Below are 25,025 nucleotides of genomic sequence, written 5' to 3'. Positions count from 1 at the left end.
CGACATGGATTGGCTTTGGAAATTTCCAACGATGAACGACGATATGCTGCGCGACCTGAAAAGGGCCGTGGATGAAGGCTTTCGCGGCTTCACCCGCGCCTATGGCGACAGCATCGAAGGGCTCTTCAGCCCGCTGCAAAGTTTCCTGATCTGGGCCGAAAGGCTTCTCACCGGCGCACCGTGGCCGGTGGTCATCCTTGCCGTTGCCGCCATTGCCTGGGTGGCCAGCCGCAGCTGGAAGATCGTCGCCGGCTGTGTGGTGACCCTGCTTCTGATCGGCTGGTTCGACATGTGGCAGGACACGATGAAGACGGTATCGATGATCTTCGTCTGTACGGTTCTGTCGATCGTCATCGGCATTCCGATCGGCATCGGCATGTCGCGCTCGAACCGCATGCAGAACATCGTCAATCCGGTGCTCGACGTCATGCAGACCATGCCGAGCTTCGTCTACCTGATCCCCGTCGTCATGCTGCTCGGCATCGGCCGCGTTCCCGGCGTCATCGCGGTCGTCATCTACGCCCTCCCCCCGATGATCCGCCTGACCAATCTCGGCATCCGCATGGTCGACAAGGATGTGCTGGAAGCCGCCGACGCCTTCGGCTCCTCCAGCTGGCAGAAGCTGCGAAACGTCCAGCTTCCCCTAGCGCTGCCGACCATCATGGCCGGTATCAACCAGACCATCATGATGGCGCTCGCCATGGTCGTCATCGCCTCGATGATCGGCGTCCAGGGCCTTGGCCAGCCGGTGCTGAAGGCGATCGCCAACCAGTATTTCACCCTCGGCGTCTTCAATGGTCTCGCCATCGTCGGCATCGCCATCATCTTCGACCGCATCAGCCAGGCCTATGGTCTGCGCCTGCAGAAGCACCGGGAAATCGTGCATGGCTAGTCAATCGATCGAAATCCGCAATCTCTACAAGATCTTCGGTCCCCGCGGCCGCGACTTCGTGGAAGCCGTCACCAAGGGGATGTCGAAGACCGAGCTCAACAAGGAGCACGGCCATGTTCTGGGTCTGAAGGACATCAACATCCATATCCCCGGCGGCAGCATCACCGTCATCATGGGGCTATCGGGCTCCGGCAAATCGACGCTGATCCGCCACATCAACCGGCTGATCGACCCGACATCGGGCGAAGTGCTCTATGGCGGCACCGACGTCTGCCAGATGAACGAGGAAGAACTTCGCGAATTCCGCCGCCACAAGACGGCGATGGTGTTCCAGAAATTCGGCCTCCTGCCGCACCGCACGGTGCTGCAAAACACCGTCTACGGCCTGGAAATCCAGGGTGTGGCGAAGGCCGAGCGCGAGGCCCGTGCTGATATCTGGATCAAGCGGGTGGGTTTGGAAGGCTTTTCCAATCACTACCCGAACCAGCTGTCCGGCGGCATGCAGCAGCGCGTCGGCCTCGCCCGCGCATTGACCAACGACGCAGACATCCTCCTCATGGACGAAGCCTATTCGGCCCTCGATCCACTGATCCGCGTCGACATGCAGACTGTGCTTCTCGAGCTGCAGCGGGAACTGAAGAAGACCGTCGTCTTCATCACCCACGATCTCGACGAGGCGCTGCGTCTGGGCGACAAGATCGCCATCCTGCGCGACGGCGAGGTCATCCAGCAGGGCACGGCGGCCGATATCGTGCTGAGCCCCGCCGACGACTACATCAAGGCCTTCGTCAAGGAAGTGAACCGCGGCCGGGTCATCCGCATCGACGCGCTGATGGAGCCGCTCAGCAACCCCGCAGGCGACTCGTCGGTACGCATCCCCGGCAGCTACAATGTCGAGGAAGCCATGCGCATGATGACGGAAAACAACGCCACGCAGGCGACCGTCATCGGCGAGAGCGGCACACCCGCCGGCCGCGTCTCGCTGGAAGGCCTGGTGCGCTGTCTCGTCCGGACGAACTGAACGCGATGCGCGGCGCCAAGCCGCGCATCGTCACCCCGCGTCAGAACTGCCCGGCTTCGGGCACCTGCAGCTCCTCGATGGAATCGACGCGATCCGGATAGAAGGCCATATGGTCCTTGATCTCGCTGACCGCAGGGTTCGGCGTCTCATAGGTCCAGATAGCATTCTTCGAGCGATCCCCACCCAGCACGATGCTGTAATAGGAAGCATCGCCCTTATACGGGCAATGGGTCGAATGATCGGTGCGCGCCAGCAGCGACATGTCGATATCCTTGCGGGGAATATACTGCACCGGCGGATAGGACGCCTCGCGCAGCGTCAGCGCATCATGCGTATCGGCAATCACCTTGCCGCCGAGTTTCACAACGATACGGGCCGGATTATGCTCGACGCTGATCGGATGATCGGGTCCGGGAATCTTGACGGGCCTGCCTGACATGGGTGCCTCCAATAGATTGATCCATGGAGAGATAGGGAGGACTTGTGAGATGCCCAAGGGGCGGGAGTGCCGGACACGCCGATTGTGAGCGGAGAGCGCTCCCCAACCTCCCCCTCATTCCTGTGCTTGTCACAGGAATCTAGCCGGCCCAAGTCCTTGGGCCGAAAAGACTCTTCCCACCGCGCAGACGCACGGTGACTGGATTCCTGTGACAAGCACAGGAATGAGGGCACCTAAGAGGCGCCCCCCGCAAAATCAAACTCCGTGGCGGTACCCCATCAACCCCAGCGATCCAACCCCAGCAACTTCCGCCCCAGCGGCGTCAGTTCCGCGGTCGTCGCATTGTTCTTCTCCCATTCGCGCGGGTCGCCCGGGAAGGCGTCGCGCTTCGGGCTGTCGAGCTCGCGCCACAGGCGGATGCGCTCGTCGCGTTCCTCGGCATTGTCGTATTCCGCCGGATGCATGGAGATATACTGCGCCATGCGGACGCGGTTGTCGGAATGGTTCGGGCGCACACCATGGGCCAGCAGCGAATTGAAGATCATCAGGTCGCCGGGCTCCATCGAGATATTCTCGGTCGACAGACCGGTCATGTCAGGATGCATCGGATCGCGGTCTGCAGGCTGCGTCTTCACCCATTCCTCGTAATGCTCGAAGAGATAGGGAACGCACTGGAAGCCGCCGACATCGCCGTCCTGCTTCTTCAGGCTGAGAACCGCCTGGACGCCGATCGGCAGCGGGTCGATCGAGGTATCGACGTCCCAGTGGATGAAGCCGTTCGGATTGCCCTTGACCTTCTTCGGCGGATTGAGGTTGGCGCGGTCGATCGTCACCCACAGGTCCTCGCGGTCCCAGATGTCAACGAACACGTCGTAGACGCGCTTCTCCATCCGGTTGTCCCACAGCGCCTGGTGATTGTAGATCTCCAGCATGCCGGTGTTGTTGAGTTCCTTCATCTTGTGCTCGCGGCGCTGCGGCGCGTACCAGGTCGAAGGATCGTTCGGATCCTTCTCGTCAAAACGCCAGAGCACCTCCACAAGCCGCTCGACATTCTCCGCAGGCACCGCCTGACGGACAATGACGTAGCCCTTCTTCGTCCAGTGCTGCCAGTCGGCCTCCGAGAGCACGCGAAGCGGAAGCCTCTTCTTGATATCCTTGAGCTGCGTGGTGACCGAACCTGCGGTCGGATGCGCGTCGCGCTTCATGGCTGTCTGCTGCATGTCTCTCTCCCATTGCGGTAATCCCTGTCGGTTCAGGCGATGGAGAGAGTGTAGCTGCAGCGTGGCGGCAATGTTGCCTGCCTATGGCCTATTCTGATACTATTTTGGCGTCGTCAACGTGATCAGCGCCCGATGAGACCCTATCTCGAAGTTCTCCCCCGCCAATCCGATGTCAGCTGGCCGATGCTGAACCGGCGGCTCGACGATGCCATTCCCTTCGTCTGGCACCACCATCCGGAGTTCGAGCTGACGCTCACCCTCAATTCCGTCGGCCAGCGTTTCATCGGCGATCACACCGGCGAATATGAGGATGGCGACCTCGTTCTCGTTGGCCCCAACCTGCCCCACACCTGGGCGTCACGCGAAAAGCTTGATCCGGCCGCGCCGCACCGCGCCCTGGTTCTCTGGTTTCACCCGGACTGGATGCGGCAGATGACGGCGGGCGCGGTCGAGCTTCGGCCGATCGAGCAGCTGATGGCCCGTGGACAGAACGGCCTGCAATTTTCGAAAGAGACCGGAATGGCCGTCCGCGCCCAATTCGAAACCATCTTCGACCGACCACCCGCCGAGCGCCTGCTCTCGCTGCTGTCGATCCTCGCCCAGGTCGCCGCCGACCGCCAGGCAGTGGTTCTTGCCAGCACGCCCGGCCAGCAACCGGCGCTGCAGGAAAGCCGCGAGCGCATCGACCGGGTACTCACCCATCTTCATCTGAACTATGCGCGGCCGCTCGGGCTCGACGAGCTTGCCGATATCGCCGCCCTCAGCGTCTCGGGCCTGCACCGGATGTTTCGACGCCACACCGGCACGACGGTCAGCGACTATCTGATCCGCATGCGGATCGGCGATGCCTGCGCCCGCCTCTCCTCGACCAGCCAGCCGGTTGCCCATATTGCCGATGCCGTCGGTTATGCCTCGCTTGCCAATTTCAATCGCCAGTTCCGCGCCGAAAAGGGCATGACGCCGCGTGATTACCGCGCCCATTTCCACCGCGACGAAGGCTAGGCCGCCCCGCGCCTGCGGCCAGCGAGGGCAAGCCCCGCGACCGCCGCCAGCACCGCGCCGATGCCGACGACCTGGTTGAGACTGACGGGTTCGCCGAGCAGGACAAAGGCGAAGATGACGGCAGAGACCGGGGCAACGGCCGTGAACAGCGAGGCTTCCGAGCCGCTGACCCGTTCGGCACCGGCATACCACAGCATGAACCCCGCAACCGTCGGCACCAGAGCGTAGTAGAGCACGGAAAGCAGCGCCGTTCCTGACGCCGCCGACATCGCGTGGCTTTCGAACAGCGCCGGGATGGCAGCAGCCACAAGGCCGATCGCCGCCATCAGCGACGATTGCGCCAGAGGCGGAATGGCAGTCGCAAGCCGCTTGTTGAGCAGAATGAACAGCCCCTCGCAGAGAACCGCGCCGGCGATCATGACGTCACCGATCAGAGACCCGTGACCGGCGCCGGGCGCAAAGACGATCGACAGCACGCCGGCCGCAGCAAGCCCGATCGCCAGCAGCAGAAAGCGATCCGGCCGCTCGCCGAGCAGCAGGATGGAGATAGCAGCCGAGACGACCGGCAGTGTTCCGATGATGACCCCGGCATTGGCGGCCGAAGTAATAGACAGCCCCGAGATCAGCAACGTCGTGTAGCCGACGCTGCCCGCCCCCGCCTGGATGGCGAGAATGCCCCAGTCGTGGCGCGGCAGCCGCGGAAAGCGGGCCCCAGTTATACGCATCAAAATCAGGAAGAACGGCAGTGCCGCGGCAAAGCGCAGCGCCGTCGCCGTGAACGGCGGCAAGCCGGCCGCAATCAGTTTGCTGGCGATCACGGTGCTGCCGACCGTCGTCATCGCCAATGTCAGATAGAGATAGCCCTGCTGCTGCCGTGTCATGTCCTGCTCCCTGATCGACGCCAGATGAACGGGAAAGCAGGCCGGGGTCTTGAAGGAAATTGCAGGCGCTCAGGAGGCGCCGCGGGCATAGATGCCGGGTGAAAGGCCATAACGCGCCGTGAAGGCCCGCGTCATATGGCTCTGATCGGCAAATCCGCTGGCCGCCGCCACCTCGGCAAGCGGCATCTTCCGGCCGATCAACCGCCTCGCCAGGTGCACCCGCGCCTGAACCAGATAGGCATGCGGCGTGAGACCGGTGGCGCGGCTGAAGGCCCGCACCAGCTGAAAGCGGCTGAGCCCGCTTTCCCGCGCCAATGCGGCAAGCGATACCGGTGCTGCCGGATCGTCATCGATCAGCGACCGGGCCCGGCCGACCGAAGTTGGAACCGGCGCGGCATCCGCTGTCTGGCGCCCTTCGCGAAGAATATCGGCCGTCAGCGTCACCAGAAGTTCGTCTGAGCGTAGCGGCTCCCCGCTGCCGGTGACGGCCAAAAACAGCGCCAGGAAGCGCTGGGCCATCCGGTTGTCGCGAAGCACGGGATGCGGAATTTCGCAGCGCCGCGATCCACCGTCGGCCGCTTCGATGGCGAGATCCCCGAAGATGCCGGGATCGAAATAGAGGATACGCCAAGCCCTGCCCTCGCCGAGCGGCATGCCGTCGTGCACTTCATTGGGATTGACGGTGATGATATCGCCCGCCTCGGCCTCGACCATGCCGCGGCCACTCAGCGATTTCTGGGCGCCGCGATGGATCAGCCCGATCCCGAACTGCTCATGCGTATGGCGCGCGAAACTCTGCCGGCTCACCGCCTCGACAGCGTCGATACCTGATACCGCCGAGCGGTACATTCTGAACCCGCCATCCATGCTGCACTCTCCGCAATAGCCAAGAGTGCCAGCCGCCGGATGGCGGCACAAGGCGTCAAGCGATCAATGGACCGTCTGCGGGCCAAATTCCTGGGAAAGGATATGCAGCGCATCTTCAAGGGCTGCGACAAGGATGTCGGTCAATTCGTCCGACTTGTTTTCGATAAAAGCCAGAGCCACGGCTTCATCCTGGGATTCGAGGAAGTGCTCGACATCGTTCGACATATCATCGTCCTTTCATTCACCGGAACATCGGCGATGACGGGAGAATACGGGGGCTGTCTTGCGCAAAGCTGGCGCTACTCGGGAAAGCCGCGGCTGCGCCAGTTGCTGCGTGGCACCGCGTTGCCGACATCGAGCGCAAAAGACACGACCTCAGTCGCGTTATCATTGACCTCGCAGCGGAAATGCACGTCATACCAAGTTTCAGCCGTGCGGAAGGCGCCACGCTTCACCTCAAGAACCGTGCCCTTCGACAGCCTGTACATCGGCACGATCACTGGGCGATAGGCTGGCGATCCGTGAACCAGCTGCTCGCGCAGTTCGGTGCTGCAGAGCTGCGCAGCGCGGCGGCCGCGCGGAATACCGTTCATTGCTGTACTCGCCACCTGATCGCCGTCGTCATCCTGCGAAAACAGCGTCTTTGCCTCGGCAAGGCCGTCCTTCGGCGCATCCGGCTTCTCGGCGTCAACGGGCTTTTCGACAGGCTTTGCCTGCTCGATGCTGGTCATCGCCGTACCCGAAGCATCGATCTCAGGGCCGTTGTTCTGCGAATGCGCGTCGGCAATATCCACCTGCGGCAGATCGATATCGTCGGGCACCGGCTTGGCAGGCGGCTCCTTGGCGCCATCGGGCTTGTCGCCGGCATCGGCCTTGGGCTTCGGCTCGCCCGCGGCATCCTCATGGGTTGGCGCGCTGGTGGCAGGCTTGGCTTCGCCCTCGGCGCTGTTGCCGGTATCGGACTTCTTCGGGCCGCTATCCTTGTCGCCGAACTGGAAGACCGGCCGAAGCACAGGCATGGGTGAACCCTGCCCCTGCTTGCCTTCAGCCTGCGTGTTTGCGGCGTCCTGCTCAGCCTTCGGCGGTTCGGCTTTCGGCTCCTCAGCGTTCTTCTCTTCCGGCGGAGGCGGCGGAGGAGGAGGTGGTGGTGGCGGAGGTGGCTCCTGCTTTGCCTGCTCTTCCGGTTTCTTCTCTTCCGGAGGCGGCGGTGGGGGCTCTTCCTTCTTGACCTGCTCCTCGGCCTTCTTTTCCTCAGGCGGAGGGGGCGGCGGCGGTGGTTCCTGCTTCGCCTCCTCCTGCGGCTTCTTCTCTTCCGGTGGCGGCGGAGGTGGCGGTGGCGGCTCTTCCTTCTTCGCCTGCTCTTCCGGCTTCTTCTCCTCGGGCTTCGGCGGCTCGGGTTTCGGTTCTTCCTTCTTTTCCTCCGGCGGCGGCACCATTTCGACCTGCACGGCCTCTTCCTGCTGCGGCTCAGGCTGTGGCGTCGGAAGCTTCACCAGAAGCACGGCAGCGACCAGCACATGCAGCGCAACCGATGCCGCCACACCCCAACTGATCCCTGCCAAATGCTTCTTCGATAGCTTCTGCATTGCACCTAAAACCGCTTGATGCCGATGTGGCGTCAAAAGCAGGCAGCATCAAGCCGCAAAACGGAAAGATGCATGATTTCCAGCGAATATGGCGGGGTTAGTCGGCCGGGCCGTCGTCGGCCACGAGATTGTGATCCTGCCAGAGGTTGCGCGGAATGGGATCGCCGGCGGCAAAGGCAAACGAGCGCACCACGCCGGAAGCAATATCGACCTCGCAGTGGAAGCGAATCGCGTACCACATCCTCCCGCTGCGAAAGGCGCCACCTTCGACATCGATGCTGCCGCCCCTGATCTTTTCCGGTGCCATGGCATAGGGCGCGATTGCATCGGGGCTGATACCCGGCCGCGACCGGCGCAGCTGTTCCATCGCCTCGAGCCCGCAAAGCTGCAGATTGCGTTCGTCACCGGAAAGTTGGCGCAGCGCCGCCTTGGCCTTTCTGCTGCGGGGATCGCTGAGCGTCTGGCCGGAGAACAGCTGGCTCGCTTGCGCCAGCGCATCGGCAGGCGGATCGATCTTGATCACCGGCGACCGTAGCGGCTTGAAGATCGGAACGGCGGGTGAAGGCTCTGCGGGAACTGTACCCGCTTCGGTTTGCTGCGCAGCAGGATCAGCGCGGCGTTCGGAAAGCACATTCGCGGGCGGCGCCGGGACTATATCGACACTGACGCTATCTTCGCCAGATGCATTGAAAATCGCAGGCTTCGGCAGATAGATGAGCAGCAAGGCGATGAACAGCGCGTGCACCAGCAGGGAAGCCGGAGCGCCCCAGTTGAAACCCGCCTCTGGCTGTCGCCCGGCCCACGCCACCGGTCATCCTGCCACTATGTTTGGATGCGACGAGATCGTCATGCACTGCGGCCCGTTGTTTGCTGGAACGCCGGCCATCCTCTGCCGAATTGTGGCATGACGGCGGCAGGCAAACGCTTTAGTTGCACCCTGCCCCAAAAGAAAAGCCCGGCACATGGCCGGGCTTTGTATGTCGTGACGTCGTCCGCTCAGCTGTCGAGGAACGAGCGCAGCTTGCGCGAGCGGCTCGGGTGCTTGAGCTTGCGCAGCGCCTTCGCTTCGATCTGGCGGATACGTTCGCGGGTAACCGAGAACTGCTGGCCGACTTCTTCGAGCGTGTGGTCGGTGTTCATGCCGATGCCGAAGCGCATGCGAAGAACACGTTCTTCGCGCGGCGTCAGCGATGCCAGAACGCGGGTCGTCGTTTCGCGCAGGTTCGCCTGAATGGCGGCGTCGATCGGCAGAAGCGCGTTCTTGTCCTCGATGAAATCGCCGAGGTGCGAATCTTCTTCGTCACCCACAGGGGTTTCGAGCGAGATCGGTTCCTTAGCGATCTTCAGGACCTTGCGGACCTTTTCGAGCGGCATGGCGAGTTTTTCGGCCAGCTCTTCCGGCGTCGGCTCGCGGCCGATTTCGTGCAGCATCTGGCGCGAGGTACGAACGATCTTGTTGATCGTTTCGATCATGTGCACCGGAATACGGATCGTGCGGGCCTGGTCGGCGATCGAGCGGGTGATCGCCTGACGGATCCACCACGTCGCATAGGTCGAGAACTTGTAACCGCGGCGATACTCGAACTTGTCGACTGCCTTCATCAGGCCGATATTGCCTTCCTGAATGAGGTCGAGGAACTGCAGGCCGCGGTTCGTGTACTTCTTGGCGATGGAGATGACGAGGCGAAGGTTCGCTTCGACCATTTCCTTCTTGGCGATACGCGCTTCACGCTCGCCCTTCTGCACCATATGCACGATACGGCGGAATTCCGAGATCGAGATGCCGGTTTCGGTCGCCAGGTTCTGGATTTCCTGGCGGATGTCGCGGATCGTCGTGTTTTCGCCCTTGGCGAATTCCTTCCAGCCGCGGGCAGCCAGATTTGCGATCGACTTCATCCAGTTCGGGTCGAGCTCGGCACCCTGGTACTGTTCCAGGAAGCTGTCGCGCTTGACGCCGTAGGATTCGGCCAGACGCAGCAGACGGCCTTCGTTCTGAACGAGGCGCTTGTTGATATCGTAAAGCTGCTCGACCAGAGCCTCGATGCGGTTCTGGTTCAAGGACAGCGACTTGACGGCCTTGATCAGCTCGTCCTTGAGCTCCTTGTAGCGGCGCTCCTGGGCCGACGACAGGGTACCTGTCGCGGCAAGGCGCTGTTCGACCTGCTGGTCCTGCAGCTTGCGCAGCTTCTTATAGGTCTCGGCGATCAGATCGAGAGTTTCCATGACCTGCGGGCGCAGCTCGGCTTCCATCGCGGCCAGCGAAAGGTTGGACTCGTCTTCGTCCTCTTCCTCTTCCTCGATCGGCATGCCTTCGCCGCCGACATCGGTGATGTCGTCGTCGCCGGTGCGGGCGCGGCGAGTCTTTTCCTTCTCTTCGGCAGCCTTGCGGTCCGCCTCGATCTTTTCAGGGCTCTGGAACTGCGGCGCGGCCTTGGCTTCCGGACCCGAATAGGTCGTTTCGAGATCGATAATCTCGCGCAGCAGCGTCGTGCCTTCGTTCAGTTCGTCGCGCCAGATGATGATGGCCTGGAAGGTCAGCGGGCTCTCGCAGAGACCGGCGATCATCGTTTCCCGGCCGGCCTCGATGCGCTTGGCGATGGCGATTTCGCCTTCGCGCGACAAAAGCTCGACGGAACCCATTTCGCGCAGATACATGCGCACCGGATCGTCGGTACGATCGGTCGGTTCCTTCTTCTTCGCCGTCGCAAGCGCGGTGCCGCTCGAAGGCGCGAGTTCGCCGCCTTCGTTGTCGTCATCGCTGCCGCTGTCGTCGTCGTCGCTGTTGCCGCCGCCCTGGGCTTCTTCAGCTTCCTCGTCTTCGATCACGTTGATGCCCATGTCGGAGAGCATCGACATCGTGTCTTCGATCTGTTCGGACGTCACTTCTTCGGACGGAAGAACGGCGTTGAGCTCGTCCATCGTCACATAGCCGCGCTTTTTCGCGGCCTTGATCATCTTTTTGACCGCGTCATCGGAAAGATCGAGAAGAGGGCCGTCGGTTGCGCCGTCGCGTTCGACTTCCGCTTCTTCGTTCTCTTTGACCTTCGTTGCCATTTATGTCGTCGCCTTCCTGACGCTATTCAAACTCGCTGGTGATGGCCGCTACGAGACTGCGTGCAACCGCCGGTCTCGAATCACCAATTACCCACCTAACGGGATGACCTTTAAAGCCTGATTAACCACGATTGCCGGCGCCGGATGACAGAGCTTCAATGCTTCTAAATTTCCGGCCATGGTTTGTGCGATCCGCCTTGACCCAAGTTCACCGCTTTAAGTCGAACGGTGATTCCCACAATTTTTCATCTCGTCAAGCTTTTCCACAAAAAAAGCTGCCGAAAACACGGAAAATGCCTTATCCACAGGCTGACGAACCGCTTAAGCGATTGCCAGCCTTAGATAGGATGTCACCAGTGAAAGACAAGGGCGTAAAGCTCTCGTCCCCTCTTATCCGAGTCAATGGCGGTTTTATAGTGGCATTTGCGGCCCCATGTCTTGACGCCGCAGTATAGGCCGCTACCGCGATGCGCCATCATAGGGATTGATCTTCAACGCCCCGATATCGACCGAGGGAACGCAGCGCAGGTTGATCGCCGCCATTGCCGTTCCATCCGGTGCCGTCGCCTCGCTATACGGCGCAATACCGCAATCCGCGCAGAAATTGTGCCGGATTGCGTGGCTCTTGAACGTATATGTCGACACCTTCTCGCGCGGCGTCTTCAGCTCGAACTGGGTCATCGGCACAAAACCGAGCAAGCCGCCGCGCTTGCGGCAAAAGCTGCAATTGCAATCCAATGCCTCGGTGAACTCACCCTCGACCTCGAAGGCGACGTTGCCGCAGTGACAGCTTCCCTCGTATTTCATGCCGGTTTCCTCCTCGTTTACAGCCAGTCCATGACCACCTTGCCGGAATTGCCCGAGCGCATCGCCTCGAAGCCATCGCGGAATTCACCGATCTTGATGCGATGGGTGATGACAGGCGAAAGATCCAAGCCGCCCTGGACGAAGGCGATCATCTTGTACCAGGTCTCGAACATCTCGCGGCCATAGATGCCCTTCAAATTCAGCATCTTGAAGATCACCTTGTTCCAATCGATCTCGAAGCCGGCGGGCGCAATGCCGAGGATGGCGATCTTGCCGCCATTGTTCATCTTGTCGATCATGTCGCGGAACGCGGGTGCCGCACCCGACATTTCAAGCCCGACATCGAAGCCCTCGGTCATACCGATCGACTTCATCACGTCGGCGAGGTTCTCCTTGGATGCGTCGACGACGTAGTCGATGCCGAGCTTGCGGGCGAGATCCAGACGGTTCGGGTTGATATCGGTGATCACGACCTTGCGGGCGCCGGAGCGCTTGGCAACCAGGGCGCCCATGATGCCGATCGGTCCGGCACCAGTAACCAACACGTCTTCGCCGACGAGATCGAAGGACAGAGCGGTATGAACGGCATTGCCGAACGGATCGAAGATCGCCGCGATCTCATCCGGAATATCATCCGGGATCGGCACGACATTGGCTTCCGGAATGCAGACGAACTCACCGAAGGAGCCAGGGCGATTGACGCCGACGCCGAGTGTGTTGCGGCAGAGATGCCCACGGCCGGCACGGCAGTTGCGGCACTTGCCGCAGACGATATGTCCCTCGCCGGAGACACGCTCGCCGACATGGTATTTGGTGACCGCGGAACCGATCTCGGCAATCTCGCCGCAGAATTCGTGACCGACGACCATCGGCACCGGAATGGTCTTCTGCGCCCACTGGTCCCAGTTCCAGATATGCACGTCAGTGCCGCAGATCGCCGACTTCTTCACGCGGATCAGCACGTCGTTCGGGCCGACCTCGGGAACCGGGACGTTCTCCATCCAGAGCCCGACCTCCGCCTTCGACTTCACCAGCGCCTTCATCATGTTCGACATAATTTTCTCCTTCGATTGGCGCCCGGCCTCACCGTCCCTTCTCCCCAGCGGGGGGAGAAGGTGCCCGAAGGGCGGATGAGGGGGCTGCCCCCGTAAACATCAACTGCTCTTCGCTTGCGCTCCTAGCCTCGCTTCGCTCGCCCCCTCATCTGTCCTGACGGACATCTTCTCCCCCCCGCTGGGGAGAAGGGGGAAACCGTATCAGATCACCCCGAGCTCACGCCCGGCTTCGGCGAATGCCGCAATCGCCCTCTCGACATCAGCTGTCGAATGCGCCGCCGACATCTGCGTGCGGATACGGGCCTGGCCCTTTGGCACGACCGGGAAAGAGAAGCCGACCACATAGACGCCCTTCTTCAGCATCAGTGCCGCCATGTCCTGTGCCAGCTTCGCGTCGCCGAGCATCACAGGAATGATCGCATGCCCCTCGCCCGCCAACGTGAAGCCGAGCTTGGTCATTTCGGTGCGGAACAGCGTGGCGTTGGCCGAGAGCTTTTCGCGCAGGCCATCGCCGTTCTCGATCAGGTCGAAGACCTTCAGCGATGCTGCCGCGATGACCGGCGCCAGCGTGTTCGAGAACAGATAGGGGCGCGAGCGCTGGCGCAGCCAGTCGATAACCTCGGCCTTGCCGGACGTGTAGCCGCCCGAAGCGCCACCCAGCGCCTTGCCGAGTGTCCCGGTAATGATATCGACCCGGCCCTCGACGCCGCAATATTCAGGAGAACCACGACCGTTCTTGCCGACGAAACCGACGGCGTGGCTGTCATCGACCATGACCATCGCACCGTACTTGTCGGCGAGATCGCACACGCCCTGCAGATTGGCGATGATGCCGTCCATCGAGAAGACGCCGTCGGTGGCGATCATCTTGAAACGGCTGCCCTCGGCCTTCTTCAGCTCTTCTTCGAGAGCAGCCATGTCGTTGTTGGCATAGCGGAAGCGCTTGGCCTTGGAGAGGCGCACGCCGTCGATGATCGAGGCATGGTTCAGCGCATCCGAAATGATCGCATCCTCTTCGCCGAGCAGCGTCTCGAAGAGACCGCCATTGGCATCGAAGCAGGACGAATAGAGGATCGTGTCTTCCATGCCGAGGAAGGAGGAGATGCGCGCCTCGAGCTGCTTGTGCTCTTCCTGCGTCCCGCAGATGAAGCGCACCGAGGCCATGCCGTAGCCATACCGGTCGAGCGCCTGCTTGCCAGCTTCGGCAAGCTCCTCGTTGTCGGCAAGGCCAAGGTAATTGTTGGCACAGAAGTTCAGGACGCGGTCGCCGGAAGCCACGGCGATCTCCCCCGCCTGCTTCGAGGTGATGACACTCTCAGATTTGTAAAGCCCTGCTTCCTTGAGGGACGCGAGCTCGGTGGTGAGGTGTGAAAGAAATGCTTTTGTCATTGTAAACGCCATAATCCCCAAAAATTCCTCCGATGGGCGCTGCAATTAGCACAAAGCAAGTGCAGATGTCGCCGATCCGGTACGAAATATTTTCGAGGGCAGGCATTTTTCGCGCACGATGCCGGTGGGTCGTGGTTCAGTCGTCGTGGCTCAGGATCACGTCCAGGAAGGCGTCGCCGTAGCGCTCGAGCTTCGATTGGCCGACGCCGGATATGTCGAGCAGTTCCTTGCGGCTACGGGGCCGCTCTGTGGCAAAGGCGATGAGCGTCGTGTCGGGGAAGACGACATAGGGCGGGACGCCGAGCGATTTGGCAATCGAGGTGCGCTCAGCCCGGAGCGCCTCGAACAGCAGCCCATCCGCACCCGACAATCCGGCATGGCGGTTGGTCCGCTCGGCTTTCCGGCTGCTGCGCCCCGCAACCACGCGATCCTTGCGGAAGAACACCTGCCGCTCATGCTTGAAGACGGCACGTGCCTCCGCTTCCAGCTTCATCGCCCCATAGGCGTCGTGATCGATGCGGATCAGGCCCATGGCGAGCAGCTGGCGGAAGATCGATTGCCAGGTTTTCGCGGCAATATCCTTGCCCGCACCGAAGACCGGCATCGTCGTATGGCCGAAGCGTTCGGTCTTCTCGTTGGCATTGCCAAGCAGCACGTCGATGACATGGCCGGTGCCGAAGCGTTCGCCGGTCCGGTAGACGGCGGCCAGGGCTTTGATCGCCGCCTCCGTTCCATCCCAGGTCTCGACTGGCTTGGTGCAGGTATCGCAGCTGCCACAGCCGCCTGCATGCGCCTCGCCGAAATGCGCCAGGATGGCCTGGCGGCGGCAGGAGGCGGTCTCGCAGATGGCGAGCAATGCATTCAGCTTGCCGCGCTCGATGCGCTTGATTTCATCGGCCGCATTGCCTTCGTCGATCATCCGCCGCCGCTGGATGACGTCGGCCATGCCATAGGCCATCCAGACTTCGGAGGGCAGCCCGTCGCGCCCGGCGCGCCCTGTCTCCTGATAATAGGCCTCGACGGAACCCGGCAGATCGAGATGCGCGACATAGCGCACATTCGGCTTGTCGATCCCCATGCCGAAGGCGACGGTGGCGACGAGGCAGAGCTCGTCTTCCTTGAGGAAGGCATCCTGATTGGCGTCGCGCATCCCCCGGTCCATGCCGGCGTGGTAGGCAAGCGCCCGGATCCCCTGCGTATTCAGCCACTCCGCCGTATCCTCGACCTTGGCGCGCGACAGGCAATAGACGATGCCGCTATTGCCCTTGTGCCCGGAGAGAAACCGCAGCAGCTGCTGGCGCGGCTGGTCGCGCTCAACGATTTCATAGGCGATGTTCGGCCGGTCGAAACTGGTGGTAAAGACCTCGGCGCCTTCGAGCCTGAGGCGCTCGATGATATCCTCGCGCGTATGCGGATCGGCCGTCGCCGTCAGCGCGATGCGCGGCACGCCGGGATAGTGCTCGGAAAGCCTGCCGAGCTCGCGATATTCCGGCCGGAAATCATGTCCCCACTGGGAGACACAATGCGCCTCATCGATTGCAAACAGCGCGATCCTGGCATCGCCGATGATGTCGCGAAAGCCGTCCATCAGGATTCGCTCCGGCGTCACATAGAGCAGATCCAGCGTGCCCGATGAGATGCCACGGCGGATCTCGACATATTCGTCGCGGCTGATCGAGGAGTTGAGTGCTGCAGCACGGATGCCGAGCTGCTTCATCGCCTCCACCTGATCGCGCATCAGCGCAATCAGCGGCGAAACGACGATGCCGATGCCATCGCGGCAGAGCGCCGGAATCTGGAAACAAAGTGATTTGCCGGCACCCGTCGGAAACAGCACTACGGCATCACCGCCAGAGGCGACATGTTCGACCACCGCCTGCTGCTTGCCGCGAAAGGCCGGGAAGCCATAGACGCGCTTCAAGATGTCGAGCGGCGCCCTGCCATTGCCGAACAGCGCACTACCCGCCGAAAATGCCTTGTCACCGCCGTCCATCAATGGCTCGCCGCGCCCTTGACCCGGCCGGACAGGACGCCGAACCCGTCGATGATCGCTTCCTGGTTTTCAAGCCGCAAACCTTCGAAATGCACTTCCTGCAAGGCCCGCATCAGCTGATCGATGATCTCGGCATTGCCCTCTTCCGTCGCCTCGGCGATTTCGCGCTCGAGCTCGATCTTCTGCCAGCGCAGCGCCTTGGCGCGCTTGTGGAAGGCAAGCGCCTGACGGTAGCCCTCGCGCGCATCCTCCATCGCCGCCTCTTCGGTGGCGGTCCAGAGCCGCGCGTTGCGCACCTGCTGATCGAGCCCCTTGAGCAGACCGCCAAAGTCCTGCCGCTCCAGCTCTTCGAACAGATACTCGCGCGTCAGATGCGGACTGGCGACCATAGCCGCCGCCCCCAGCATCGCCGACCACAGGCGCTGCAGATCGCGGTTGTCATATTCGATGGCGGCGATTTCGTCGTAGTCATCCTGCATCAGCACCGGATGATTGATGACGGTCAGCGCCAGCACGCTTTCGCGCAGCGCCGGAATTTCCTGGTGGCCGCGCACCAGACCTGATCGCGTCAACCGCTCGGAGACCAGATTGACAGTCCGCGCACCACCCGCCGGCGGGCGGCCCTGGCCGTCCTTGCCGCGGAAATTTCCACCACCGCCACCGCGTTCGAAATTGCGGCGGTCGCCGCCTCTGTTCTGGAACTGCGGCTGGAAGAACCTGTTCAGGCGGTCGCGGATATCCTGCTGGTAGTGGCGGCGCACGTTCTCGTCGCCGATAACAGCCACCATCTGCTTCAGCCGCGCTTCAAGCTCGGCGCGCGCCTCGGGCGTATCGAAATTGCCGCCACCGGCTTCCCGGCCCCACAGCATTTCCGCCAGAGGTTTCGCCTGGCTCATCACCTTGTCGAACGGCGCCCTGCCCTCGTTGCGCACGAGATCGTCAGGATCCTTGCCATCCGGCAGCAGCGCGAAGCGCACGGTGCGACCCGGCTTCAGATGCGGCAGGGCCAGATCGGCCGCGCGGTTGGCCGCACGGATACCGGCTCCGTCGCCATCAAAGCAGAGCACCGGCTGCGACGTCATCTTCCAGAGAAGGTCGAGCTGGTTTTCGGTGAGCGCAGTGCCAAGCGGCGCCACGGCATTCTCGATACCCGCCTGATGCAGCGCGATGACATCCATATAGCCTTCGACGGCAATCACCGTCGGCTCGCCGTCGGCTCCTTGCAGCGAACGGCGGGCACGGGCGAAATTGTAGAGAACCTGCCCCTTGTGGAAGAGCTCGGTCTCGTTCGAATTCAGATATTTCGCCGGCGCATCCGGCGACATGGCGCGGCCGCCGAACGCAATCACCTTTTCACGCGACGAGAGGATCGGAAACATGATTCGATCGCGGAACCGGTCGTAGCTGACGGGAATGTCGGACCCGTGCACCACGAGACCGCAGGCCTCGATCTGCTCCTTGCCGACGCCCTTGCCCGACAGAAATTCCTTAAGCGCATTGCGGCTGTCTGGCGCGAAGCCGAGCCGGAAAGTATCGATCGTCCGCCCCGTCAGGCCGCGGTCGCGCAGATAGGCGCGCGCCCTCGCCCCGTTTGCGGTCTGCAGCTGATCCTGGAAAAATTGTGTCGCCAGCTCCATGACGTCGAGCAGCGACGTCCGCTCCTTCTCGCGCTTCTCCATCGCCGGATCGGCAACCGGCATCGGCACGCCCGCCATATCGGCGATCTGCTGCACCGCTTCGGGGAAGCTCAAGCCTTCCAGCTCGGTCAGGAACCGGAAATGATCGCCCGTCACCCCGCAGCCGAAGCAGTGGTAACGGCCCTTGCGATCCTCGCAGTGGAAGCTCGGAGATTTCTCGCCATGGAACGGGCAGCAGGCCCAGTAGTCCCCGCGCGGCACATTGGTCTTGCGCTTGTCCCAGCTGACACGGCGGCCGATCACGTCCGAAATCTGGACGCGGTCGCGTATGTCATCGAGAAAGGAATTGGAAAAGCGCATCAGGACCTCGTGGCTGAGCGATCATATAAGCAGGTTTCACCCCCGCCGCCACGAACTTCGAGGGAATTACGCGCTATTCACAGGCTTGACGCCGAGATGATTGTATATACAATTGCATATACAGGGGCGCATGCGTGCCTGGAAGCAATGGAACTTCGGGTGCAGCGTGGAACCTATAGCCAAGCACTTCTCGTCGTTCGAATGGGATGAGAATAAGCGGCAGGTAAATATCCTGAAACATGGAATCGATTTTCCGGCAGCGGCGGCCGCATTGAACAAACCGCATCTGGAAAAGACGTCCGACCGGCATGGAGAAGTTCGCACACTGGCAGTTTGCCCCGATTCGCAGCGACTGATCGCGATCGTTTATACGATGCGCGGTGAATACTGCCGGATCATTTCTGCCCGTGCGGCACGCAACAATGAGCAAAGAGCGTATCGTCAGATATTCGGCTGAAGCCATCGAGAAAATGATCGCCGAGGGCAAGGATCGAACTGATCACGCCCGGGTCGGGGCCATGAGCGATGCGGAAATTGAGCGCGCCATGCGCGACGACCCCGATTGGGCCAATACTCTCGATATCGATTGGTCGACCGCAGAGATCGTTCAGCCGCCGGCCAAAAAGCCTCTCTCGATCCGGCTGGATCAGGATGTCGTCGATTTCTTTCAATCGAGCGGCAAGGGATATCAGACGCGTATTAACACTGTGCTGCGCCATTACGTCGATCAGCAGAAGATGAAGCAAGAAAAGCGTCAGAAATGACGATCAATAAAGCGTGACGCCCTGCGGCAGGAGGGTGCGACAATTGTGCACGCAGGGCCGCTGTCACGCCAGTTTTCAAGCATTTCCAAAAACATATGAAAATATTGATGTTTTCGTTATTTCAATGACTTGTTTCTATCTGCGGCGGTGAAAACGCCTGATGGGAAGCGTGCTAATGAAAAGCCTTGGCGGGCATTCAGACTATCCACAACCCAATTATTATATTTTTGTAATTTGAATACTCCGCTGCGGCGCAATACCGTCTTCTCATCAAAGCGATCCCCGAGCGAGGCACCATCCCTACCCCCGGCGCCGCCTCGCAAGGGTGCCTTTGCAAATACACCGCCAGTGTGGGCCTAGCCCAGCGTCGCTGTCGGCAGCAAAGAGCAAGAAGGCAGGAGCGCCCCCAGCTCCTGCCTTCTTTAATTTCCGGCACAGCTGTCCCGGATTTTTGCAATTTAACCTTGCTGGTTAACTGACCTAACCATTTTTGGGACACTCGGTACAAAACGGACATTGACTCGGGACGCTGAGAAGGCAAATGGAATAGCCGTCGCCTTGCCGAGTTCCCAGATGTCCTTGACCGCCGAAACACTTGCTATAGACGATCGCTTTTTTGGAGCAGTGTTGATCTGCGCCAACGAGATGCTGACGATCTATAAGGAAAGCCCGAGAATCGCGTCCATTTTTGCTGCGCAGCAACGATGGCTGATGGCGCATTCAGGCTTTGCATTGCATTACGGATTGCCGGGCGAGGAGAAAAAAGGCCTGTATTCCGGGCGTTTCGTGGATTTCGTCGTCAGCAACAAGATCGCCAGCCGCAACACGGCCGCCGCCTTCCTCCAGGAAATGCTCGTCTATCGTTTCCTGCGCCCCTCAAGCGGCCAGGCCGACCGGCGCACGCGCCTCGTCGAGCCGACGGAGACTGCCGAGCAGCACTTCTTCAAGTGGCTGCAGACACATCTTTTCATTCTCGACAACCTGGACGGTGGCACGCGCGCCGAAAAGCTCAGCACCGAGCCGGCACTCATTGCCAAAATTCAACCCCTGATTGCTCAGGCTATCATCGCCACAAAGGCGGTGCGCGATCCCGGCGCCACCTACAATCTCTTCAACTGGGCAAATTCCGGCGGTCTTGTCATGGACTATCTGATGTCCCGCCTGCCGGCATTCGATGGCGCGGCCGAACGGATATCCATTGGCCCGGTATCGCTTAGCGACCTGCGCACCCAGTTCATGATTTCCAACACCCATCTGAAGCGCCTCCTCAGCCAGGCGGCGGAGATGGGAAGCGTCGGCTGGGACGAGCCGCCGCGCAAGGGTGACCTGTGGCTTTCGCACGGCTTCATTCTCGAATACCGCGATTACCAGGCAGCCAAGTTCGCGGTCGTCGATGCGGCGGCCGAGACTGTGCTCGGCCGCGCCATCTGATTTACTTCAAGAGTTCCTTGACGGCGCCTGAAGCCTTGGCGAAATCCATCTGCCCGGCATAGCGCTCCTTCAGAGCGGCCATCACCTTGCCCATGTCCTTCGGGCCCTCGGCGCCGGTTTCCGCAATGATCGCCGAGATATTGGCGCGCACTTCGGCATCCGAAAGCTGTTTCGGCAGGAAATCCTGGATCACGGTGATTTCGGCGCGTTCCTTCGCGGCCAGCTCCGGGCGCGAATTCTCTTCGTAGATCTTCGCCGATTCGTCGCGCTGCTTCACCATCTTGGCGAGGATCTGCAGAATCTCGTCGTCGCTGGCTTCTTCCTTGCCGGCGCCGCGATTGGCGATATCGCGATCCTTGGTGGCCGCCTGAATGAGACGGATCGTCGAAAGGCGCTCTGCATTCTTGGCTTTCATCGCCTCTTTGAGGGCGGTGGCGAGTTGATCGCGCAGCATTATTTCACTCCTGTTGAATGGCGCTACATAAACCACGCAAATGGGGAGGATCAAATAAATTGCGATATCAGCGCCAGAAACCGCAGGAAAAGCGTGTCCCGATACGTTAGAAAAGATTGACGGCAGGCGAGAGCGTGGCTATCTACCGCCACCTGCACCAAAATTCGTGATCAGGCCTGAGACGCGCGGCGGCGAGCTGCGCCCATACGCTTGCGAACACAAATGGCAGCCTGACGGCCCAAGACGTCGAGAGCAGCCGGAAACGGGATGATGATGACCGCGACAGCCCCCTGGACCATTGAAAAGCCGACCGCCCTGCTCGTTCTCGCAGATGGCACCGTCATCGAAGGAAAGGGCATCGGCGCGACCGGCAAGGTCCAGGCCGAAGTGGTCTTCAACACCGCATTGACCGGCTACGAGGAAATCCTCACCGACCCCTCCTATCTCGGCCAGATCGTCACCTTCACCTTCCCGCATATCGGCAATATCGGCACCAACGAAGAAGACATCGAAGACCTGACGCCGGCAGCACGCCACGGCGCGGTCGGCGTCATCTTCAAGGCCGATATCACCGAACCGTCCAACTACCGCGCCGCCAAGCATCTCGACGCCTGGCTGAAGGCCCGCGGCATCATCGGCCTCTGCGGCATCGATACCCGCGCACTGACCGCCTGGATCCGCGAGAACGGCTCGGCGAACGCCGTCATCGCCCATGATCCGAACGGCGTCTTCGATGTCGACACGCTGAAGGCCGAAGCCAAGGCCTGGAGCGGCCTCGAAGGTCTCGACCTCGCCAAGATCGCCTCTTCCGGCCAGTCCTCGCAGTGGACGCAGACGCCCTGGATCTGGAACGAAGGCTATGGCGAACTCGGCGCTGCCGATGCCAAGTATCACGTCGTCTGCCTCGACTACGGCGTGAAGCGCAACATTCTGCGCCTCTTCGCCGGCCTCGATTGCAAGGTCACCGTCATGCCGGCGACGGCGAGCGCCGAAGACGTGCTTGCGGTCAACCCCGATGGCATCTTCCTGTCGAACGGCCCGGGCGACCCGGCTGCAACGGGCGCCTATGCCGTGCCTGTCATCCAGACGCTGATCAAGACCGATATTCCGGTTTTCGGCATCTGCCTCGGCCACCAGATGCTGGGCCTCGCGCTCGGCGCCAAGACCGAAAAGATGCACCAGGGCCATCACGGCGCCAACCATCCGGTCAAGGACCACACGACGGGCAAGGTCGAGATCGTTTCGATGAACCACGGCTTCGCGGTTGACACGAAGTCGCTGCCCGAAGGCGTTGAGGAGACTCACGTTTCGCTCTTCGACGGCACCAATTGCGGCCTGCGTGTCTCCGGCAAGCAGATCTTCTCGGTGCAGCACCACCCGGAAGCCTCGCCCGGCCCGCAGGACAGCCACTACCTCTTCCGCCGCTTCATCAACATGGTGCGCGCCAAGAAGGGCGAAGAAGCTCTCGCCGAACGCTAAGAACGTCGGCCATTCATTAACAGCACCTTAAGTGCGGCGGTGCTACTCATCAGTCAGTTTATGCGTTGACTGGACAATGAATGAGAGAGCGCCGCCACATTGCAAGCCTTGACGGATTGCGCGGCATCACCGCGCTCGCCGTCGTCATGGCGCATGTCTATCTGGTCTTTCCAGCGCTCGGTCCGCTGCCTCTGCCTGATATCGGCAGCGGCGCCGTGGCGATCTTCTTTGCCATCAGCGGCTTCCTGATGGCCTATCTCTATGGCGACAGGCCATTCTCCAGAAAGAACGCCGCCGATTTCCTCGTCAGCCGCTTTGCCCGCATCTATCCGGTCTATCTCGCCGCCGTGCTGCTGGTCGTTGTCCTCTCGGCTGTTCCCGGCCTCGGTTACATCGATCCGATATCAGGGCCGTTTCAGATCGTCCGTCATATCGTCATGCTCGGCTCGACCGGCGTTCTCTGGACGATCCCGCCTGAGATCCAGTTCTATCTGGTCTTCCCGTTCATCTGGATGTTCCTCGCCAATCCGGTCCGCTACCAGTGGATCGCGGTGCTGATCGGCTGTCTGCTGGCGATCGACGGTCTTCTCGGCTTTCCGGGAAGCGGCATCCTCTTGATATCGAAGCTGCCCTATTTCCTGCTCGGCGTGCTGGCCGGCTACCTGCACCCGCGCCTGCAAAGTGCGGCCCGCGGCAGAACAGTCGGCGTCATGGCGATCCTCTTGCCGGCCTTTCTGCTCAGCCATCGCGCCCTCTCGATCGAAGTCTCCGACACTCTCTGGGGAATGTCGACGGCGCTTGCTGCGGCCCTTTCCGTCCTGCTCGTTGCCCGCGAGCATCCGATTTCCGCCGCGCTGTTCGCCTCCCGCCCCTTCCGCTTTCTCGGAACGATCAGCTTTTCGCTCTATCTCCTGCATGTGCCGTGCCTGTTCCTGACGGCCAAGCTGCTCGCAGGCATGCCGCTCTGGCTCGTCATCCCCATCGGATGCGCCGTCGCGCTCGCAGTCGCAGTCGCGAGCTACCACGTCATCGAGGCGCCATGCCGCATCTTCCTCGTCAATCGCTGGAAGCGCCGCAATCCGCACAAGGCGGAGCTCTTGACCTCAACTTGACTTGCCGAATGACAGCCGTGTGGGCGCACGCATCGGCATTGCCAGCCACGGACCGGTAGCAACCTGATGGTGACGAATGGCCGGGCTCAGGCGCCGGCCATTCTCCCCTCGCGGCGCACGAGAATATAGAAGCGGGCGCAGAGCATCGTCGCCGCTGCCGCAAGCCCGACCAGGAAGCCGAACCAGATGCCGACGCCGCCGAAGCCGAGCGGGAAGGCCAGCAGCCATGCCAGGAAGAAGCCGATCGGCCAATAGGCGATCAGGGCCAGGATCATCGGCACCCGCGCGTCCTTCAGCCCGCGCAGCAGGCCGCTGGCGATCGCCTGGATCCCGTCCACCAGCTGGAACAGCCCCGCAACGACGATCAGCGGACCCGCATAGGCGAGTACCGCCGCCGCTTCCGGGTGACTGGTATCGAGGAACCAGCGCGCGAAAAACTCCGGCATGACGGCAAACAGGATACCGCCGAGCGCCGAAACCACGCAGGCGATGATCATCACGGTGATCGAGGCACGCACGACGGCCAGATGATCGCCCTGTCCGTGGGCGATGCCGATGCGCACCGTTGCCGCCTGGCTGAGGCCGAGTGGGATCATGAAGGCGATCGACGCCCATTGCAGTGCGATGCCGTGGGCGGCCAGCTCGATCGTGCCGATGCGGCCCATCAACAGCGACGCTGCGGTAAACAGGCTGACTTCGGCCAGGATCGTGATGCTGATCGGCAGACCGAGACGCACAACGTCCCAGAGCGCATGCCAGTCCGGCCGCCAGAAGCGCACCAGGATTTCGTAGCGCCGGGTCTCTTCCTTCATCTGCACATAGGCGAGGATGAACAGGAAGCCCGCCGTCTGCACGGCAACGGAAACGATCGCAGCGCCTTCCAGACCCATCGCCGGAAAGCCGAAATGGCCGAGCACCAGGATGTAGGCAAAGATCGCGTTCAAGACCAGCATGGCAATCGTGACGTTGAGCACCACGGCCGCCTTGCCGATGGCGCTCACCAGCGCCCGCATGACATTGTAGAGCAGGCCCGGAAGCACTGCGAAATGGCCGATCAGGATATAGCCATGTGCGAGCTTGGCGACCTCAGGCTTCTGCCCGGCCGCCAGCAGGATTTCCTCGGCATAGAAGAAGGCTGGCTGCATGATCAGCCAATAGGCGGTAACGACCCAGAGACCCATGCGCATCGAGCGGCGCACCGTGACGATATCGCCGCGCCCATAGGCCTGCGCCACCATCGGAATGACGGCGATCGCAAAGCCCGAGCCGAAGATCAGAATGGTGAAGAGAAACTGCGCCGACAGCACCATGGCCGCCAGGTTTTCAGCGCCGAGCTGGCCGACGATCATCACGTCGGTGGTGTTGATGCCAAGCTGGGCGAGCTGCGCGCCGATGAAGGGTATGCCGAGCGCCAGCGTCGCACGGAAATGCGATCCCCAATGGTTGTCGGTGTGCGGCGCGAGCTTGTTCACGTCAACAGGCGTGTCCATGGCAAAAGTCCAATTGTTTTGAATCGTTTTCGGCCGCGGAATGGCGGCAAGTTATTACCGGGCCTTAGATCAAAGCCCGGCAAAGAGCTACC

At 61.5% G+C, this 25,025-nt stretch carries 23 protein-coding genes; 8 read left to right on the top strand and 15 right to left on the bottom strand.

What is annotated here, in order from left to right:
- The first annotated feature begins 4 nt into the window (after positions 1–4).
- Together J2X43_RS13020 and J2X43_RS13015 are read left to right on the top strand one after the other, a co-directional pair.
- On the top strand, positions 5–892 hold the full coding sequence (locus J2X43_RS13020; RefSeq protein ID WP_112387442.1) for a proline/glycine betaine ABC transporter permease: 888 nt from the start codon (positions 5–7) through the stop codon (positions 890–892).
- The gene (locus tag J2X43_RS13015; RefSeq protein ID WP_112515808.1) at positions 885–1,913 is read left to right on the top strand and encodes a glycine betaine/L-proline ABC transporter ATP-binding protein; all 1,029 of its coding nucleotides are present in this window, start codon (positions 885–887) and stop codon (positions 1,911–1,913) included. The genes J2X43_RS13020 and J2X43_RS13015 overlap by 8 nt, the downstream gene beginning before the upstream one ends.
- Before the next feature lie 40 nt (positions 1,914–1,953).
- Here J2X43_RS13015 and J2X43_RS13010 read toward each other — a convergent pair whose 3' ends face one another.
- The gene (locus J2X43_RS13010) at positions 1,954–2,352 is read right to left on the bottom strand and encodes a DUF427 domain-containing protein (RefSeq protein ID WP_310294496.1); all 399 of its coding nucleotides are present in this window, start codon (positions 2,350–2,352) and stop codon (positions 1,954–1,956) included.
- A gap of 278 nt (positions 2,353–2,630) precedes the next feature.
- A complete protein-coding gene (locus J2X43_RS13005) occupies positions 2,631–3,572 on the bottom strand; it encodes a phytanoyl-CoA dioxygenase family protein (protein ID WP_310294494.1) in 942 nt (313 codons plus the stop codon).
- A 132-nt stretch (positions 3,573–3,704) separates the two neighbouring features.
- On the opposite strand from J2X43_RS13005, the gene J2X43_RS13000 reads away from it, so the two are divergent.
- Complete coding sequence (locus tag J2X43_RS13000; RefSeq protein ID WP_310294492.1) at positions 3,705–4,574, top strand: AraC family transcriptional regulator; 870 nt, start codon at positions 3,705–3,707, stop codon at positions 4,572–4,574.
- Here J2X43_RS13000 and J2X43_RS12995 read toward each other — a convergent pair.
- From J2X43_RS12995 to dnaG, 11 genes are all read right to left on the bottom strand, one after another.
- Complete coding sequence (locus J2X43_RS12995) at positions 4,571–5,455, bottom strand: DMT family transporter (protein ID WP_310294490.1); 885 nt, start codon at positions 5,453–5,455, stop codon at positions 4,571–4,573. The genes J2X43_RS13000 and J2X43_RS12995 overlap by 4 nt on opposite strands.
- A gap of 69 nt (positions 5,456–5,524) precedes the next feature.
- The gene (locus tag J2X43_RS12990; RefSeq protein ID WP_310294488.1) at positions 5,525–6,322 is read right to left on the bottom strand and encodes an AraC family transcriptional regulator; all 798 of its coding nucleotides are present in this window, start codon (positions 6,320–6,322) and stop codon (positions 5,525–5,527) included.
- Positions 6,323–6,385: 63 nt separating this feature from the next.
- Positions 6,386–6,547 (bottom strand): hypothetical protein, encoded by a 162-nt coding sequence (locus J2X43_RS12985; RefSeq protein WP_310294486.1) that lies wholly within the window; start codon positions 6,545–6,547, stop codon positions 6,386–6,388.
- A gap of 74 nt (positions 6,548–6,621) precedes the next feature.
- On the bottom strand, positions 6,622–7,884 hold the full coding sequence (locus tag J2X43_RS12980) for a DUF930 domain-containing protein (protein WP_310294484.1): 1,263 nt from the start codon (positions 7,882–7,884) through the stop codon (positions 6,622–6,624).
- 121 nt (positions 7,885–8,005) lie between these two features.
- Positions 8,006–8,716, bottom strand: coding sequence for a DUF930 domain-containing protein (locus tag J2X43_RS12975; RefSeq protein WP_310294482.1), 711 nt, complete (start codon positions 8,714–8,716; stop codon positions 8,006–8,008).
- Between the two features lie 188 nt (positions 8,717–8,904).
- Positions 8,905–10,962, bottom strand: a complete 2,058-nt coding sequence (gene rpoD, locus J2X43_RS12970; RefSeq protein WP_112386334.1) for an RNA polymerase sigma factor RpoD — start codon at positions 10,960–10,962, stop codon at positions 8,905–8,907.
- A gap of 459 nt (positions 10,963–11,421) precedes the next feature.
- Positions 11,422–11,769: a GFA family protein gene (locus J2X43_RS12965; RefSeq protein WP_310294479.1), complete on the bottom strand. Its 348-nt coding sequence runs from the start codon at positions 11,767–11,769 to the stop codon at positions 11,422–11,424.
- A 17-nt stretch (positions 11,770–11,786) separates the two neighbouring features.
- Entirely contained in the window at positions 11,787–12,824 is a 1,038-nt protein-coding gene (gene tdh, locus J2X43_RS12960; RefSeq protein ID WP_310294477.1) for an L-threonine 3-dehydrogenase, read from the bottom strand.
- Positions 12,825–13,025: 201 nt separating this feature from the next.
- Positions 13,026–14,213, bottom strand: coding sequence for a glycine C-acetyltransferase (locus tag J2X43_RS12955; protein WP_310294475.1), 1,188 nt, complete (start codon positions 14,211–14,213; stop codon positions 13,026–13,028).
- Positions 14,214–14,349: 136 nt separating this feature from the next.
- Positions 14,350–16,206: a DNA helicase RecQ gene (recQ, locus tag J2X43_RS12950; protein WP_310294473.1), complete on the bottom strand. Its 1,857-nt coding sequence runs from the start codon at positions 16,204–16,206 to the stop codon at positions 14,350–14,352.
- Positions 16,206–18,203, bottom strand: coding sequence for a DNA primase (gene dnaG, locus J2X43_RS12945; RefSeq protein WP_112386329.1), 1,998 nt, complete (start codon positions 18,201–18,203; stop codon positions 16,206–16,208). The genes recQ and dnaG overlap by 1 nt, the downstream gene beginning before the upstream one ends.
- A gap of 130 nt (positions 18,204–18,333) precedes the next feature.
- Here dnaG and J2X43_RS12940 point away from each other — a divergent pair, with 130 nt between their 5' ends.
- From J2X43_RS12940 to J2X43_RS12930, 3 genes are all read left to right on the top strand, one after another.
- Positions 18,334–18,660 carry a BrnT family toxin gene (locus J2X43_RS12940; RefSeq protein ID WP_112386328.1) on the top strand — a complete coding sequence of 109 codons (327 nt, stop codon included), beginning with the start codon at positions 18,334–18,336 and terminating at the stop codon, positions 18,658–18,660.
- A 13-nt stretch (positions 18,661–18,673) separates the two neighbouring features.
- Entirely contained in the window at positions 18,674–18,967 is a 294-nt protein-coding gene (locus tag J2X43_RS12935) for a BrnA antitoxin family protein (protein WP_310294470.1), read from the top strand.
- A 573-nt stretch (positions 18,968–19,540) separates the two neighbouring features.
- Complete coding sequence (locus J2X43_RS12930; RefSeq protein ID WP_310294469.1) at positions 19,541–20,398, top strand: hypothetical protein; 858 nt, start codon at positions 19,541–19,543, stop codon at positions 20,396–20,398.
- 1 nt (position 20,399) lies between these two features.
- Here the strand turns inward: J2X43_RS12930 and J2X43_RS12925 are convergent, their stop codons facing one another.
- Entirely contained in the window at positions 20,400–20,852 is a 453-nt protein-coding gene (locus J2X43_RS12925) for a GatB/YqeY domain-containing protein (RefSeq protein WP_112537821.1), read from the bottom strand.
- A gap of 273 nt (positions 20,853–21,125) precedes the next feature.
- Here J2X43_RS12925 and carA point away from each other — a divergent pair, with 273 nt between their 5' ends.
- A complete protein-coding gene (carA, locus tag J2X43_RS12920) occupies positions 21,126–22,331 on the top strand; it encodes a glutamine-hydrolyzing carbamoyl-phosphate synthase small subunit (RefSeq protein WP_310294467.1) in 1,206 nt (401 codons plus the stop codon).
- A gap of 80 nt (positions 22,332–22,411) precedes the next feature.
- Entirely contained in the window at positions 22,412–23,443 is a 1,032-nt protein-coding gene (locus J2X43_RS12915) for an acyltransferase (protein ID WP_310294466.1), read from the top strand.
- Positions 23,444–23,529: 86 nt separating this feature from the next.
- Here J2X43_RS12915 and J2X43_RS12910 read toward each other — a convergent pair whose 3' ends face one another.
- Positions 23,530–24,933: an MATE family efflux transporter gene (locus tag J2X43_RS12910; protein ID WP_310294464.1), complete on the bottom strand. Its 1,404-nt coding sequence runs from the start codon at positions 24,931–24,933 to the stop codon at positions 23,530–23,532.
- Between the last annotated feature and the right edge of the window lie 92 nt (positions 24,934–25,025).

It is taken from the genome of Rhizobium sp. BE258 (genome assembly GCF_031457345.1).
Taxonomy (GTDB): Bacteria; Pseudomonadota; Alphaproteobacteria; order Rhizobiales; family Rhizobiaceae; genus Rhizobium.
The sequence above is the reverse complement of the archived record's forward strand: the minus strand, read 5'-3'. Positions and strand labels throughout refer to the sequence as shown.

Excerpts from the sequence above, each read along its gene's own strand:
- J2X43_RS13020 (WP_112387442.1), top strand. The coding sequence starts at position 5 with ATGGATTGGCTTTGGAAATTTCCAACGATGAACGACGATATGCTGCGC.
- J2X43_RS13015 (WP_112515808.1), top strand. The coding sequence starts at position 885 with ATGGCTAGTCAATCGATCGAAATCCGCAATCTCTACAAGATCTTCGGT.
- J2X43_RS13010 (WP_310294496.1), bottom strand. The coding sequence starts at position 2,352 with ATGTCAGGCAGGCCCGTCAAGATTCCCGGACCCGATCATCCGATCAGC.
- J2X43_RS13005 (WP_310294494.1), bottom strand. The coding sequence starts at position 3,572 with ATGCAGCAGACAGCCATGAAGCGCGACGCGCATCCGACCGCAGGTTCG.
- J2X43_RS13000 (WP_310294492.1), top strand. The coding sequence starts at position 3,705 with ATGAGACCCTATCTCGAAGTTCTCCCCCGCCAATCCGATGTCAGCTGG.
- J2X43_RS12995 (WP_310294490.1), bottom strand. The coding sequence starts at position 5,455 with ATGACACGGCAGCAGCAGGGCTATCTCTATCTGACATTGGCGATGACG.
- J2X43_RS12990 (WP_310294488.1), bottom strand. The coding sequence starts at position 6,322 with ATGGATGGCGGGTTCAGAATGTACCGCTCGGCGGTATCAGGTATCGAC.
- J2X43_RS12985 (WP_310294486.1), bottom strand. The coding sequence starts at position 6,547 with ATGTCGAACGATGTCGAGCACTTCCTCGAATCCCAGGATGAAGCCGTG.
- rpoD (WP_112386334.1), bottom strand. The coding sequence starts at position 10,962 with ATGGCAACGAAGGTCAAAGAGAACGAAGAAGCGGAAGTCGAACGCGAC.
- J2X43_RS12965 (WP_310294479.1), bottom strand. The coding sequence starts at position 11,769 with ATGAAATACGAGGGAAGCTGTCACTGCGGCAACGTCGCCTTCGAGGTC.
- tdh (WP_310294477.1), bottom strand. The coding sequence starts at position 12,824 with ATGTCGAACATGATGAAGGCGCTGGTGAAGTCGAAGGCGGAGGTCGGG.
- J2X43_RS12955 (WP_310294475.1), bottom strand. The coding sequence starts at position 14,213 with ATGACAAAAGCATTTCTTTCACACCTCACCACCGAGCTCGCGTCCCTC.
- recQ (WP_310294473.1), bottom strand. The coding sequence starts at position 16,206 with ATGGACGGCGGTGACAAGGCATTTTCGGCGGGTAGTGCGCTGTTCGGC.
- dnaG (WP_112386329.1), bottom strand. The coding sequence starts at position 18,203 with ATGCGCTTTTCCAATTCCTTTCTCGATGACATACGCGACCGCGTCCAG.
- J2X43_RS12940 (WP_112386328.1), top strand. The coding sequence starts at position 18,334 with ATGCGTGCCTGGAAGCAATGGAACTTCGGGTGCAGCGTGGAACCTATA.
- J2X43_RS12935 (WP_310294470.1), top strand. The coding sequence starts at position 18,674 with ATGATCGCCGAGGGCAAGGATCGAACTGATCACGCCCGGGTCGGGGCC.
- J2X43_RS12930 (WP_310294469.1), top strand. The coding sequence starts at position 19,541 with ATGTCCTTGACCGCCGAAACACTTGCTATAGACGATCGCTTTTTTGGA.
- J2X43_RS12925 (WP_112537821.1), bottom strand. The coding sequence starts at position 20,852 with ATGCTGCGCGATCAACTCGCCACCGCCCTCAAAGAGGCGATGAAAGCC.
- carA (WP_310294467.1), top strand. The coding sequence starts at position 21,126 with ATGACCGCGACAGCCCCCTGGACCATTGAAAAGCCGACCGCCCTGCTC.
- J2X43_RS12915 (WP_310294466.1), top strand. The coding sequence starts at position 22,412 with ATGAGAGAGCGCCGCCACATTGCAAGCCTTGACGGATTGCGCGGCATC.
- J2X43_RS12910 (WP_310294464.1), bottom strand. The coding sequence starts at position 24,933 with ATGGACACGCCTGTTGACGTGAACAAGCTCGCGCCGCACACCGACAAC.